The following is a 13,357-nucleotide window of genomic DNA, read 5'->3' as shown; positions in this document are numbered from 1 at the left end:
TCGACAGGCCCTCCTACTCCGGCTGATTGGGAGTGCCGCGCCCCAGCTCGTAGGGGGATGTCACGCCCTCGTAGGCGAGGTGCATCACCATGCCGTTGGCCGCGTGGTCGAGGTTGTGGCAGTGGTCCATCCAGAGCCCTGGATTGTCCGCCTTGAAACCGATTTCGTAGATCTCGCCGGGGATCACGTCGAGGCTGTCGATCCACCACGGCGACCCGGTCGCGCGGACCCCGTTACGGGACAGCACCAACGCGTGGTGACCGTGCAGATGCATCGGGTGGTTCTGGTGGCTGCGGTTGACGATCCGCACCTTGACCACGTCGTCCATCCGGACCATCAACGTCGGCGTGTGGGGGAAGCTGTGCCCGTTGATGATCGGCACCAGGTGGAGCCCTCCGTTGTAGAAGGACAGCCGGTCGTCGAGGAGCTGGGTGAACGAGCGGTCGTACGACGAGCCCGCGTCGAAGGGCCGGGAGCCGCCAGAGCCGTACGAGAGCGGGTCGAAATGGTCCCCGTCGTCGACGATCTTCGGCGTCGAGGCGTCACCCGGTGGCGCCAGGACCAGCCCGCCGTCGCGGTTGGCGAGGTCGGTCAGGCGCACCGGGCCCGCCGGCATCGTGAACGTCACGTCGTAGCGTCCACCGGTCGCCAAGCCGAACCGCGGGTCGGTCAGCGGGGTCGGGCCGTTGACGTCGACCCCGTCGATCGCCGCCACCCGAACCGGCGTGCCGTTGACCGTCAGGGCCCGCGGACGACTGTCGCCTGCCGGGTTGTTGTCGGTGTTGATCAGACGCAGTCGTACCGGCGTGCCCGGGGCGACCTCCTGGCGTTGCAGGGTGTCACTGGTGCCGAACGAGACGATGTTGTCGTCCGGCGTACGCCACTCGTGGGCCTGCACGACGAAGTCCCGCTCGCCGGGTGGTGGGCCGTCGCGTGGCTCCACGATCAGCGCACCGAACAGACCCCGCCGGATCGCCTCCAGCGGGTTCTGGTGGGTGTGGTACCAGAAGGTGCCGACCTGCTCGGCGATGAACCGGTAGGTGAAGGTGCCGCCCGGCTCCACAGCGTTCTGCGTCGCGCCGGCCACGCCGTCCTCGCCGTTGGGAACGTCGAGGCCGTGCCAGTGGATGGTCACGTTCTCGTCGGGAATCTCGTTGTGCAGTGTCACCTCGACGAGGTCTCCCTCGCGGACCCGCAGCTCCGGCCCGGGCGACTGTCCGTTGTACGTCAGCGCCTTGATCTCGGTGCCCGACGAGAGCCGTACCGTTGCGTTCTTCGCGGTCAGGGTGAAGGCCTTGTTGGGCTTGCCGGTCTGCGGCCCGCGCAGGGTGTCGACGGAGATCCCGCCGTGACCGCCGTGACCGATCGAAGGGCCGCCGCCGTAGTCGACGTTGTCGTGCGATGTCATTGTCATGCGGTCGGGCAGCCTGCTGCTCCGAGCCACGTAGGTGATGCCGGCGGCGACGGCCAGCACCACGACGGCGGCCTGCGCGGTGGCGCGCAGGGCCCTGGCACGCCGGTCCCGGCGCGCGAAGTCGGTCGCTGTGACGACCCGCAGGCGACGCCCCTGCCAGAACCACAGCACCAGCACCGACAGGAGAATCGGCGCGGCGTGGGTCGCGATGTCGTCGAGGTAGGACGGGACCGGGCGGGACACGTACGCGAAGTAGACGCCGACGACAGTCGCCACCGCCGTCACCTGGACCGGCACGACGAATCGGGGATCGGCGGCGGCGGAGCGCCTCTCGACGTCGACCGGTGCGTCGTCGCGGTTGGCCAGGGCGCGCAGGCCCGGCACGGTCCAGATGACGACGGCAAGCATCGGCAGCAGCAGGAGCGGCATCTGCACGATCACGCGATTGTCGGCAAAGATCCAGTCGACGGCGAGCATCAGCCCGATCGCGACGCACTTGACGATCAGCACCACCAGCGCGGCGACGAGCAGACGCAGCAGTCGACGGGCGCTTTTCCGCAGCGCCTCGGGCGTCGGCCGCCAGGCCAGCCGCGTGGCGAGGATCGCCGCGGACAGCCAGATCAGGAACAGGACCCCGGCCAGGATCCCATCGGCGTTCTCTCCGACTTCAAACATGACGCCAACATACGAAGGATGCGCACCACCCGGCATCCGTTGAGGAACGGCCAGGGTGTACGGCGATCGCCGTAGCCGGCACGGCGTGCGAAACAACCGCCGTAGCCGGCTAGCTGCCGGGTGCGACGAGCCCTGTCTGGTAGGCGAGCACGACGAGTTGCGCGCGGTCGCGGACGCGGAGCTTGACCATGGCCCGGTGCACGTGGGTACGGGCCGTGGCCGGGCTCATCGACAACCGACGCCCGATCTCCTCGTTCGTCAGCCCGCTGGCCACCAGGCTCATCACCTCGCGCTCGCGGTCGGTCAACACCGCCAGCCGGCCGCCGTCGACCGGCGCCGGCGCGACCTTGCTGACGAACGCGCTCACCAGCCGGCTCGTCACCCGCGGCGAGATCAACATGTCGCCGCCGGCCACCACCCGCACCGCCTGGCGCAGCTCGTCGGGCTCGATGTCCTTGAGCAGGAAACCGCTCGCGCCGGCGCGCAGCGCCTCGAAGACGTACTCGTCAAGCTCGAAGGTGGTCAGGACGATGACCCGCACGGCCGGGAACCGCTCGACGATCGCGGCCGTGGCCCGCACGCCGTCGAGCACCGGCATCCGCACGTCCATCAGCACGATGTCCGGCCGGGTCGCGGCGACCATCTCGACAGCCTGGGCGCCGTTGGACGCCTCACCGACCACCTCCAGGTCCTCGCTGTGGTCGAGCAGGCCCCGGAAGCCGGCCCGCACGAGTGTCTGGTCGTCCGCCAGCACCATCCGGATCGTCACGCTGTCTCCTCCACCTCGACCGGCAGCCGTGCGGCCACTCGGAACCCCCCGCCCTGCGGCCGGGGCCCGGCCTCGAGCGACCCACCGGCGGCCGTGGCCCGTTCCCGCATGCCGGCCATCCCGTGCCCCCTCCGGCTCGCCCCGGCCCCGACCCCGTCGTCGACGATCTCCACAGTGACGGCGTCACCCGCGTAGGCGATGGTGACGTCGACGGTCGTCGCCTCGGCGTGTTTGACCGTGTTGGTGATCGACTCCTGCACGATCCGGTAGACCGAGAGCGCCACCTCCGGCGGAATCGGACGCGGAATGCCGGCGATCCCCGACCGCACCTTCACACCGGCCTGTTCGGCGACCGCGAAGACGCGGGCCAGATCGGGCACCTCCCCGGCGTCGCGGAGCATGCCGATCGCCGAGCGGACCTCGTGCATGGCGTCGCGTGCCGCGCCCCGGATGCTCCGCAGCGCGGCCCGCGCCTCGGCGGGCTTGCTGTCGAAGATGTCGTCGGCGAGGCTCGCCTGCACACTGATCGCGGCGATCGTGTGGCCGAGTACGTCGTGGACCTCGCGGGCGATGCGGAGCCGCTCCTGGGCGACCTCGTGTTGACGCTCCTGGCGCATCACGGCCAGGCGCTGCTGCGCCTCGGCCAGCCGGACCCGGCGGGTGCGGATCGTCTCGGCGAGCAGCACCACGGCCGCGAGCAGCGAGCCCTCTTCGAGGGTGGCCGAAAAGGCGGGGAAGAAACCCTCGCCGAGCAGCGTGTACCGCATGATCAGCTCAAGGACGACGAAGAAGCCGGCGACGACGAGCGCCCAGGTGAACCGGCCGGCGGCCGCGACGGAGAAGAGGGCGGCAGCCAGCGGGAGGGCGGGCGGGATGCCCGGGTACTCGAGCGCGTAGTAGATCATCAGTGCGGTGACCGAGCCGACCAGCACCAGCAGCGGCCAGCGGCGCCGGAAGACCAGCAGGAGCCCGATCACCGCGCCGATCGCGTAGGCGCGCGCGTCCGGCGGCCGGGCGCCGGGCTCGTCGGCGACCCGGATCGCCACCGCCACGACGGCCGCGACGACGACAGCGATGAGGGCATCGACAGCGATTCGTCGGATGGCCGGGTTCATGTCCGCAACGGTACGACGCGCGCACAGTCCGTTAGCGAGGGCCCCTTCCCAACCGGAAACCGTCAGCAAGGGGCCCGTCGGCTCAGCCGCGGCGGAGAGAGAGCAGGGTCTGCCCGGTGGGGATGACAGTGCTGCCGTCCACCTGGAGCCCGGCCTTCTCACCCAGTTCGGCGTACTCGCGCCAGGTCCTGGCCTTGCCCGCCATGAGCGAGAGGAGGCGCAGGTCCATCTGGGTGATGAACATCAGCCGAGCCGGGTCGTCGGGGAAGTTGTCGTTCTCGTCCCTCACCAGGATCTGCACGATCAGCACCTTTCCGGTGGTGCCGATCGCGTCCGCCGCCCGCTGGAGGATCTTCTCGGCGGCGCTGTCGTTCCAGTCGTGCAGGACGTTCGACAGGATGTAGACGTCGGCGCCGGCCGGGAGCGGGTCGAAGATGCTCCCGCTGACCACCTCGGCGCGGTCGGCGATGCCCGCCGCCTCGAACCGGGCCCGGCCCTGCTCGACGACGCCCGGCAGGTCGACCACTGTGCCGCGCAGGTGCGGCTGGGCCTTGAGGATCTCGGTGAGCAGGGCGCCGGTGCCGCCGCCGACGTCGATGACGTGGTTGACGGTGCTCCAGTCGTAGCCCTGGACGACCTGGTCGAAGTAGCTCGCGTGGGTGGCCATCAGCGCGCCGAACGAGGTGGCCCGGTCGGGGTTGGTGGACAGGTCGTCCCAGAACTCGATCCCGTACCGCACGGGGTACGCCGCGTCGCCGGTGCGGATCGAGTGGGTCAGCGAGCTGAACGTGCCCTCGATCCGGCCGGCCATCGAGTCGACGTCGAGCCAGGGACGTTGGGCGGCGGGGTGGTCGGTCCTGAGAAACTCGGCGGCTTCCGTCAGGGCGTACACCCGCGGCTCGGTCTCCTTGAAGACGCCGCGGACCGAGAGGTAGCGCAGCAGCCGGTGCAGCGCGTCGGGATTGGCCTTCGTCGCCGCGGCGAGCTCGTCGAGCGTGGTGGTGCCCGCGGCGATCAGGTCGGCGAGGCCGAGCGTTGCCGCGGCCCGCACTGCCCACGGCGTGATCGTGTCGGTCAGCGAGTAGAGATTGACCCGATTTTCCGTCATGGCGGCGAGCTTCGACGACGGCGCTCGAGACCGGCTCGAAGCCACGTCGATCGATCGGTTCTCCAGCCGGGTTCGAGTGGGCGGGCGCAGGCTGCGCCTGTCACGGCCGCCATGCGAAGGGGACACGATGGGTGCCAGCCACCAGGAGCGCGGAGCGATCGAGGTCATTCAGGACCTCATGCAGCAGAAGTGGGTCTACGAGCTGTTCGGCGAGATCGGCGCGCGCCAGGGTGCCTCGGCCGCGCACGTCGAGCAACTGAGGGCGGTCGATTCCGCCGCGCACGTGTTCTGGCCGTTCCAGGCACCGCCGTTTCCGGTCATCGCGGCCACCGCGAGCGGGTCGACATTGACCGACATCGACGGCAACGACTACCTCGACTGCCACATGGGATACGGCGCCCAGGCGCTGCACGGGCACAACCCGGCGCCGGTCGTCGACTTCGTCCGGGAGCACCTCGGCAAGGGCACCGGCAACGGCTACACCAACGCGTTGGAGCTGGAGCTGGCGACGCTGCTGCGGGAGATCCTCCCGCACAACGAGAAGTTCGCCTTCCAGCACTCCGGTACGGGCGCCACCCAGTCGGCGATCCGGCTCTGCCGTGCGCACACCGGGCGGCGGATGGTCGCCAAGTTCGAGGGCACCCTGCACGGGTCCCACGACCTCGCCGTCCACAACACCGCGCCCTGGTATCACGGGCACCCCGCGGTGCCGTTTCCGGAGATCGGCACGGACGGCATCCCGCTGGTCTCGGCGTTCGCCGGCGTCACCCCGGCCGAGCCACGCGACCTGCTGATCCTGCCCAACGACACAGCGCTCGCCGTCGAGTTGATCGAGCGCCACGCGGGCGAGTTGGCCTGCATCCTGGCCGAGCCGGCCGCTTCGTCGTTCCCGTTCGAGGAGACGACGATCCCGATGATCCGCGAGGTGGCGGTGGCCGCCCGGCGGCTCGGGGTGCCATTCATCCTCGACGAGGTGCTGACGGGCTTCCGTTCGGGGCTCGGCGGCGCCGCGCAGAAGTTCGACATCCCGACCGACCTCGTCACCTACGGCAAGGTGATCAGCGGGCTCGGGCTGCCGCTGTCGGCGATCGGTGGTCGGGCCGACATCCTCGACATCTCACAGACCAGTGGGCAGTCCTGGACCGACTTCGGCCAGAAGACCGGCCTACAGGGCAGCCACACCGGCAACTACCTGTCGGTGGCGGCGTCGCTGGCCACGCTCCAGCTACTCCGGGACAAGGGGCCCGCCTACTACACCGACCTGCGGGCCAAGGTCGACCGGGTCCAGGCGCGGCTGGCCGCGTTCCGGGCGGCTGAGGGGATCCCGCTGCGCATGGTGGGGTTCGGCGACTACATCGGGTGCTTCCAGTTCCTTCCGGAAGACTCCTACACCGACTACCGGGACTACTCGCGGGCGCTCAACCCGGCGACGTTCATCCTCACGCTGCTGCTGCGCAAGCGTGGCATCTACACGCTCGGCATGCCGATGTTCTTCGCCGGAGGCGCCCACAGCGACGCCGACGTCGATCGGCTGACCGACGCCGTGCTGGAGAGCACGCTGGAGCTTCGCGCCAACGACTTCCCCTTCGACCTGGCGTGGCCGGCAACCTCCGCGTGGGGCTCCGGTTCCTCGGAGTGGGGTTCGGGTTCCTCCGACTGGTCGTAGCCACCTCTGCGTCACAGGGCCCGGGTCAGCTCCTGACCCGGGCCCTCCTCATGTGCCGTACAGGTCATACGCAAATAGCCGTACTTGACTATTCGTACGCGACGGCGTGTAGTCGAAGGGTGGGTCCGCTGTCGACCCCGTCCGACTTCAGGAGGAACGCGATGACGGAGAGCTGGACCGACGAACGCAGCGCCGCCCCACCCAATCCGCGCCGATGGCTGATTCTTGCCGTCATTCTGGCCGGGGCATTCATGATTCTGCTGGCGACGACGATCGTCAATGTGGCGGTCGCGCCGATCCAGCGCGACCTCCAGTCGACCTACACGGCCATGGAGTGGGTCATCGCCGGGTACGCGCTCGGCTACGGCCTCCTGCTCATCCCCGCCGGTCGGATCGGCGACCGCTTCGGTCACCGCAAGCTGTTCCTCATCGGCGTCGCGGGGTTCACGCTCGCTTCGGCGGCCTCGGCGCTCGCGGCCACACCCGGTCAGCTGATCGCGTTCCAGGTGGTGCAGGGCATGATGGCCGGCATCCTCAACCCGCCGGTGCTGGCGCTCATCCAGACCACGTTCCCGGCGAAGGAGACCGGCAAGGCGTACGGGATCTACGGCGCGATCGGCGGCATCGCGACCGCCAGCGGCCCACTCCTCGGCGGCCTGCTGATCGCGTGGGACCTCAACGGCTGGGACTGGCGACCGGTGTTCCTGCTCAACGTGCCGATCGGCCTGGCCACGTTCGTCGCCGCACTGATCCTGGTGCCCGAGTCACGAGGCCGCCGCGGTGGGCTCGATGTGATCGGCATGCTGCTCGTCTCGGCGGCCGTCCTTCTGCTCGCCGTACCCCTGGTCGAGGGCCAGCGCCTGGGTTGGCCGGCATGGACGTTCGTCTCGATGGCGGCGGCGCTGCCCGCGCTGGCCGTCTTCGCGGTGTGGGAGTTGCGCCGCGCCCGACGCGCCCAGGTCCCTCTGGTGAGCATGCGCCTGTTCGCTCACCGCTCGTTCTCCGCCGGCGTCGGCATCAGCCTCTGCTACTTCGCCGGCTTCATCGGCCTGCTCTTCGCACTCTCGCTGCACCTCCAGATCGGCCTGGAGAAGTCCGCCCTGACGACGGGCCTGATCCTGCTGCCGTTCTCGTTCGGCACACTGGTCGGCGCGGCCATCTCCGACAACGTCGCCCGGGCGCTCGGCCGCGGTGTCCTGATGCTCGGCGCCGGCATCGTGATCGTCGGCATGGTGGGCATCATCGCCACGATCCACTGGTGGGGCTCCGGCCTGGAGCTACTGCCGGCCCTGCTCTTCGCCGGCTTCGGCTCGGGCCTGGTGATCGCGCCGAGCGTCGAAATCGTGCTGGCCGGCGTGCCCTGGCAGGACGCGGGCGCGGCCAGCGGCGTGCTCGGCACCGCCCAGCGCCTCGGCCAGGCGATCGGTGTCGCGGTCGCCGGCGTCGTCCTCTTCGGAACACTCGGCTCCTACTCGGGGACGGCCGCCGAGAAGGCGAGCCCGGAGCTCCAGGCATCGCTCGTGGCCGCGGGCCTGCCGCCGGCCGAGGCGAGCGCGGCGACGACCACCTTCGCCGACTGTTTCATCCGCCAGTCGCGCGCGTCGGATCCGACGGCCACGCCGCCCGGCTGCGCGGACTCGGCGCCGGGTCCGGTCGGCGAGGCCTTCGACAGCGCGGCCACATCGGCGCTGGAGACCAACTTCAACCGCGCGGTCCAGTGGACCGTCGGCACCGTCCTGGTCGGGGTGATCCTGACGTTCCTTCTCGTCTACCTGCTGCCCCGCCGACCCGAAGAGCCCTGGGCCGAGGCGAGCAAGCCCGACTGGAACGTGACCAACCAGCCCGAGCCCGCTCAGTGACAAGCCGCCAGCCCTGGCCCCGGAGATGCCACCGGGGCCGGGGCTGGCACCGTCACGAAGTGGTCATCGACGTCGGTTGGTTGGCCATCAGCTTGGGCAACTGGTCGAGCAGCTCGTCGTGCCAGGCGAGCTCGGTACGGAGGCGGAGCTCGGTATGACGGAAGGTCGTCCACTCCAGACCACGGATGTGCGGCGCCGCCAGCTCCCGGAGAGCGAGCCACGAGTCGAGCTGCGCGGCGAGGGCCTTCCGCCGCGCCACGATGATCCCGCGCAGCTCGTCCTCTCCGAGGTCGATCACGTTCTGCAGGGCCAGGTCGACCGGGTCGTGACGGAGCTTGGTGTCACGCAGCGCCTCGTCACGGTGGTCGATCAGCTCTGCCGCGCCGGCCGAGGTGAGCGCGTAGATCGTACGGGCGGGCCGGTTGCCCTCCTGCTCGGTCCGGACCGCCTCGATGACGCCCTCGACCTGCATCCGGTGCAGCGCGCCGTAGAGCGACCCCGGCTTGACGTCGCTCCACAGCTCGGTACGGTCGACCTGGGCCGCCCGGCGGATCTGGTGCCCATGCATGGGGCCCCCGCGCGCGAGCGCTCCGAGTACGAACAGGCGAGTGCTATTCACGGCATTAGTCCAACACGAGTGCCCGTTTGCGGGCAAGTTACCCAGAGCAATCCTTGAGCGGCCCGCTATCCGTGAAACGTCGGATCGCAGAGCCTCGGCAGGACGATCAGCGAGGCCGCGATGGCCCTGTTGACCGCGTCGATCCGGGAAACCGCACCGAGTTTGGCGAAGATGTTGCGCAGGTGGCGCTTGACCGTCGCCTCCGACAGGCAGAGCCGGCCGGCGATCTGGGCGTTGCTCATCGCCTGACCGACCAACTGCAGGACCTCGCGCTCACGGTCCGACAGTGTGCTGTGCACCGGCCCTTGCACCTGGGTCAGGCTCTCCCGCGACACCGCCAGCATCACCGGCGCGTCATCGGCGCGGGCGCCGCGGATCGCCGCCACCAACTCCTGGCGCGTCGAGTTCTTCAGCAGGTAGCCGCAGATGCCAAGGGTCAGCAACTCGCGCAACAGCGTCGGGCCGTCGAACATGCTGAGGATGATGACCCGGCTCGCCGGCGCGACGTCACGGATCCGGCGGACAGTGGTGGTCACCCCGTCGCCGGGGATCTGCACGTCGAGCAGCACGATGTCGGGCTGACGGATTCGGATCTCGTTGATCGCGGCGCCGCTGTCGCCGGCCTCGCCGACGACCACGAGGTCGCGCTGGGCGTCGAGGATCTCCCGGAGGCCGTCGCGCACCACGACGTGGTCGTCGACCAGCACGATGCGGGTCGGCTCGATCATCGTGACTGTCACCGGCCGACCCCCGCCCCGACGGCGAGCAGCGGCACGACGAGCTCGACCGAGGCGCCCTGGTGGCCCGCCGCGCGCACCGCGAGGCGACCGCCGACGACGGCCGCGCGCTCAGCCATCGCGCGCAGGCCGGAGCCGTCGCGCACCGTCGCGAGGTCGAAGCCCACCCCGTCGTCGGCGACGGTCGCCCGCAGCTCGTGCGGGGTGATGTCGATGACCGCGTGGATCACCCGAGCGCCGGCATGGGCCACCGCGTTGCGCAGCGCTTCGCGGACGACCAGGAACACCTCGTCGAGCACCTCGGGCGGCACCCACGACTCGTCGCCGTTGATCTCGGTGTGCAGACGGGTCTCGCCCGTCTCGACCGTCGACAGGAAGTTGGCCAGCGCCTCGTCGAGTGATCCGAGCGGCTGAGAGAGCCGCAGGTCGGCGATGAGCACACGCAGATAGCCGACCGCGTCGTGGAGCGACTCCCGGGCGATGACCACCCGGCGGTCCACGTCGTCGTGGCGTCGTTCCTGGGCGAGCTCGTGGGCCTCCAGGTTGCGGTACGCCGCGCTGAGGCTGTGGCCCAGCCGGTCGTGCAGCTCACGCGCGATCAGCGAACGCTCGGCGATCTGCGCCTGGTGGACCTCGTTCATCAGGCCGGCGGCATAGCGCGAACTCGCGTCGACCAGCCGGGTCAGTGTCGTACGGGTGAGCGCGTCGGCGATCAGCGCCAGGATCGCAGCCTGGTCGGGCTGGCCAGCCAACTGCTCCAGCGCGTCGGCCAACACGATGTCGGCCAGCACGACGACGGCACGGAAGCACTCGCGTGGGTGAAGCTCGACGCCCTCGGTGGACACCGCCGGCGGCGGTGTCGACAGTGGATCGTTCGTCTCGCGATGAATCTCGGCAATCGTCTCCCGGAGCAGGGCGTCGGCCTGCGCCGGGTAGCTGTCGATCAGGTCAGTGGCCCCGGCGAAGTCGTCACTCGCAGCGGCAAGACGCTGACGGTAGGCGGCAAGAATCGGTTGACGCCTGCGTTCGAGAACCTCGGCAGCGGTCCTCCGCAGCGCATCGTCTTTCCCAACAACCATTGCGGATCCCCCGGTGTGTGCCCTATTGCTCCCCAGGTGCGGGCACGAACGGCTCTCCCCAGCGCCGGCTGCCCGCCGTGTCGCCGACTCCCCCGTCGTGGGCGACAAAGCACTCAGATCGGATCGGCCTTCTACGAGTTGTCACGGCCGACTACTCGCACGAGTCTACGGTCTCACCGCGCGCCGTTGGAAGCATCGAAGCTTAGCTTTTGGTAGTCACACCAAAACTTAAGGTGAAATCCATATTTGGCCGCGACCAGTTTTCGACGGCGCGTCGAGGGGCCTCCCTGACAGTTCACCCGAGACCTCGACCACCAGGAGTGGAGCGACCAATGCTGAGCAGACGCAACGTCATGAAGGCCGGTGCCACCGCGGGAGCAGCCGCGCTGGTCACGGCCACCGCGGCGGCAGCGGCCCGCGGTTCCACCCCGTCCGCGACACCGGCCCACGGCACCCACACCGGCCACGGGAAGACGGCACACGTCGCGGCCGTCACCGCCCCGTTCGCTGTCCGGATGCCGATACCGCCCGTGCAGCAGCCGATCGCCTCGGTAGGCAACACCGACTTCTACGTCGTTTCCACCCGTAAGGCTCAAGCGGAGATCCTGCCCGGAACGCGTACCGAAGTCCTGACCTATGACGGGCACTTTCCCGGCCCGACGTTCCGGGTCAAGACGGGCCGGCTCGCGGTCATCGCGCACAGCAACCACCTCGACATGCCGACCGCGGTGCACGTGCACGGAGGCCACACACCGTCGAGCAGCGACGGGTTCCCGACCGACGTGCTCGACCCGGGCAAGAGCCGGATCTACAGCTATCCCAACAAGCAGCGGGCGGCCACGCTCTGGTATCACGACCACGCGCATCACATGGAGGCCGAGCACGTGTTCCGCGGGCTCGCCGGCTTCTTCCTGATCGACGACCCAGCCCAGGCCGAACTCCGGTTGCCGTCCGGCAACTACGACATCCCGATCATGTTGCGCGACGCGCGGTTCGCCGACGACGCGAGTCTGATCTTCGAGCACGACGACTTCCAATTCCGCAACACGATCCTCGTCAACGGCAAGCCGCAGCCCTACTTCCAGGTGGCCGCCCGCAAGTACCGGCTGCGCTTCGTCAACGCGTCCAACCTCCGCACGTTCACCCTGCGGCTCGGCAACGACGCCGAGGTCACCCAGATCGCGAGTGACGGCGGGCTGCTCGCCGGGCCGACGCCGATCCGCTCGTGGAGCCTGACGCCCGGCGAGCGGATCGAGATCGTCGTCGACTTCGGCGCCTTCCCGGTCGGCAGCCAGGTCTTCCTCAATGACGCCGTGGCGGGGCCGGTGCTGCGCTTCGACGTCAACCGAGCCGCCGCCGACACGAGCCGGGTGCCCGACCGGTTGAGCACCATCCCCGCGCTGCCGGCGGCCACCAAGGAGCGGGCGTTCACCCTCAACTTCAACCCGTCGACCGGGCAGTTCCTCATCAACGGGCAGCAGTTCGACGCCGAACGGGTGGATACCGAGATCAAGCGCAACACGACCGAGGTGTGGACGGTGACCAACGGCGACACGCTCTTCGGCATCCCGCACAACTTCCACCCCCACCTGGTCCAGTTCCGGGTGCTGGCCCGCAACGGCCAGCCACCGGCGCCGGGCGAGGCCGGGGTGAAGGACACCATCTCGGTGGGGCCGGGCGAGACGGTCCGACTCCAGGCGACGTTCGGGCCGTACCTTGGCCGGTATGTCTACCATTGCCACATGATCGACCACTCCGCGAGTGGGATGATGGCACAGATGAAGATCGTTCCCTGACCCCTGAGAAAGGTTTCTTGTGCCCTCGGCAGAGAAGACTGTGCAGATCGGACGGACCCCTGAGGACGTCTTCGCCTTTCTCGCCCGTGGCGAGAACGACGCGCGCTGGCGTCCCAACGTGCTCGACGTCGCGCGCGTCTCCGGCGAGGGGGTCGGCGCTCGCTACAAACAGGGACTCAAGGGCCCCGGTGGGAGCCGCATCCCGGCCGACTACGAGGTGACCGGGTTCGAACCGGGCCGGCGTCTGGCGTTCCAGGCCACCGGCAGCGTGGTTCGCACCCAGGGCGAATACACACTCACTCCGGCCGGTGGCGGCGGAACCCAGCTCACGCTGAAGCTGGCGTGGCAGCCGAGCGGGCTGTCGCGCTTCCTCGGCCCGGTCGTCGGCAAGACGTTCGAGGAGGAGATCGCCGCCCTCGACGCCCTTCGCGACCTGCTGGAGAGCGAAGCCTGAGCACAGCGTCAGCCGGTGGCGCCGGCGGCAGCCGCCTCCAACGGACATCACCCGCGGGCCCGGAGC

General features: G+C 69.6%; 11 protein-coding genes. 4 read left to right on the top strand and 7 right to left on the bottom strand.

Annotated features, from left to right (window positions below; translation table 11 throughout):
• Positions 1-13: 13 nt before the first annotated feature.
• From ABZS40_RS16280 to ABZS40_RS16265, 4 genes are all read right to left on the bottom strand, one after another.
• Positions 14-2,089 (bottom strand): multicopper oxidase family protein, encoded by a 2,076-nt coding sequence (locus tag ABZS40_RS16280; protein ID WP_354944054.1) that lies wholly within the window; start codon positions 2,087-2,089, stop codon positions 14-16.
• Positions 2,090-2,198: 109 nt separating this feature from the next.
• Entirely contained in the window at positions 2,199-2,858 is a 660-nt protein-coding gene (locus ABZS40_RS16275) for a response regulator transcription factor (RefSeq protein ID WP_354944053.1), read from the bottom strand.
• Positions 2,855-3,973, bottom strand: coding sequence for a sensor histidine kinase (locus ABZS40_RS16270; protein ID WP_354944052.1), 1,119 nt, complete (start codon positions 3,971-3,973; stop codon positions 2,855-2,857). The genes ABZS40_RS16275 and ABZS40_RS16270 overlap by 4 nt, the downstream gene beginning before the upstream one ends.
• An 82-nt stretch (positions 3,974-4,055) precedes the next feature.
• Positions 4,056-5,081 carry a methyltransferase gene (locus ABZS40_RS16265; RefSeq protein WP_354944051.1) on the bottom strand — a complete coding sequence of 342 codons (1,026 nt, stop codon included), beginning with the start codon at positions 5,079-5,081 and terminating at the stop codon, positions 4,056-4,058.
• Between the two features lie 127 nt (positions 5,082-5,208).
• Between ABZS40_RS16265 and ABZS40_RS16260 the strand changes: the two genes are divergently transcribed.
• Together ABZS40_RS16260 and ABZS40_RS16255 are read left to right on the top strand one after the other, a co-directional pair.
• Entirely contained in the window at positions 5,209-6,747 is a 1,539-nt protein-coding gene (locus ABZS40_RS16260) for an aminotransferase class III-fold pyridoxal phosphate-dependent enzyme (protein WP_354944050.1), read from the top strand.
• A 161-nt stretch (positions 6,748-6,908) separates the two neighbouring features.
• The gene (locus tag ABZS40_RS16255) at positions 6,909-8,606 is read left to right on the top strand and encodes an MFS transporter (protein WP_354944049.1); all 1,698 of its coding nucleotides are present in this window, start codon (positions 6,909-6,911) and stop codon (positions 8,604-8,606) included.
• Between the two features lie 52 nt (positions 8,607-8,658).
• On the opposite strand, the gene ABZS40_RS16250 is transcribed toward ABZS40_RS16255, so the two are convergent.
• The 3 genes from ABZS40_RS16250 to ABZS40_RS16240 all read right to left on the bottom strand — a co-directional run bounded on the left by ABZS40_RS16250 (position 8,659) and on the right by ABZS40_RS16240 (position 11,041).
• A complete protein-coding gene (locus ABZS40_RS16250; protein WP_354944048.1) occupies positions 8,659-9,225 on the bottom strand; it encodes a helix-turn-helix transcriptional regulator in 567 nt (188 codons plus the stop codon).
• 65 nt (positions 9,226-9,290) lie between these two features.
• Positions 9,291-9,965: a response regulator transcription factor gene (locus ABZS40_RS16245; RefSeq protein WP_238683696.1), complete on the bottom strand. Its 675-nt coding sequence runs from the start codon at positions 9,963-9,965 to the stop codon at positions 9,291-9,293.
• A complete protein-coding gene (locus ABZS40_RS16240) occupies positions 9,962-11,041 on the bottom strand; it encodes a histidine kinase (RefSeq protein ID WP_354944047.1) in 1,080 nt (359 codons plus the stop codon). The genes ABZS40_RS16245 and ABZS40_RS16240 overlap by 4 nt, the downstream gene beginning before the upstream one ends.
• A gap of 332 nt (positions 11,042-11,373) precedes the next feature.
• Between ABZS40_RS16240 and ABZS40_RS16235 the strand changes: the two genes are divergently transcribed.
• Positions 11,374-12,837 (top strand): multicopper oxidase domain-containing protein, encoded by a 1,464-nt coding sequence (locus ABZS40_RS16235; RefSeq protein WP_354944046.1) that lies wholly within the window; start codon positions 11,374-11,376, stop codon positions 12,835-12,837.
• 19 nt (positions 12,838-12,856) lie between these two features.
• Entirely contained in the window at positions 12,857-13,291 is a 435-nt protein-coding gene (locus ABZS40_RS16230) for an SRPBCC family protein (RefSeq protein WP_354944045.1), read from the top strand.
• The last annotated feature ends 66 nt before the right edge of the window (positions 13,292-13,357 follow it).

It is taken from the genome of Micromonospora sp. NPDC005324 (genome assembly GCF_040607155.1).
Classification (GTDB): Bacteria; Actinomycetota; Actinomycetes; order Mycobacteriales; family Micromonosporaceae; genus Micromonospora; species Micromonospora trifolii.
The sequence above is the reverse complement of the archived record's forward strand: the minus strand, read 5'-3'. Positions and strand labels throughout refer to the sequence as shown.

Excerpts from the sequence above, each read along its gene's own strand:
- ABZS40_RS16280 (WP_354944054.1), bottom strand. The coding sequence starts at position 2,089 with ATGTTTGAAGTCGGAGAGAACGCCGATGGGATCCTGGCCGGGGTCCTG.
- ABZS40_RS16270 (WP_354944052.1), bottom strand. The coding sequence starts at position 3,973 with ATGAACCCGGCCATCCGACGAATCGCTGTCGATGCCCTCATCGCTGTC.
- ABZS40_RS16265 (WP_354944051.1), bottom strand. The coding sequence starts at position 5,081 with ATGACGGAAAATCGGGTCAATCTCTACTCGCTGACCGACACGATCACG.
- ABZS40_RS16260 (WP_354944050.1), top strand. The coding sequence starts at position 5,209 with ATGGGTGCCAGCCACCAGGAGCGCGGAGCGATCGAGGTCATTCAGGAC.
- ABZS40_RS16255 (WP_354944049.1), top strand. The coding sequence starts at position 6,909 with ATGACGGAGAGCTGGACCGACGAACGCAGCGCCGCCCCACCCAATCCG.
- ABZS40_RS16240 (WP_354944047.1), bottom strand. The coding sequence starts at position 11,041 with ATGGTTGTTGGGAAAGACGATGCGCTGCGGAGGACCGCTGCCGAGGTT.
- ABZS40_RS16235 (WP_354944046.1), top strand. The coding sequence starts at position 11,374 with ATGCTGAGCAGACGCAACGTCATGAAGGCCGGTGCCACCGCGGGAGCA.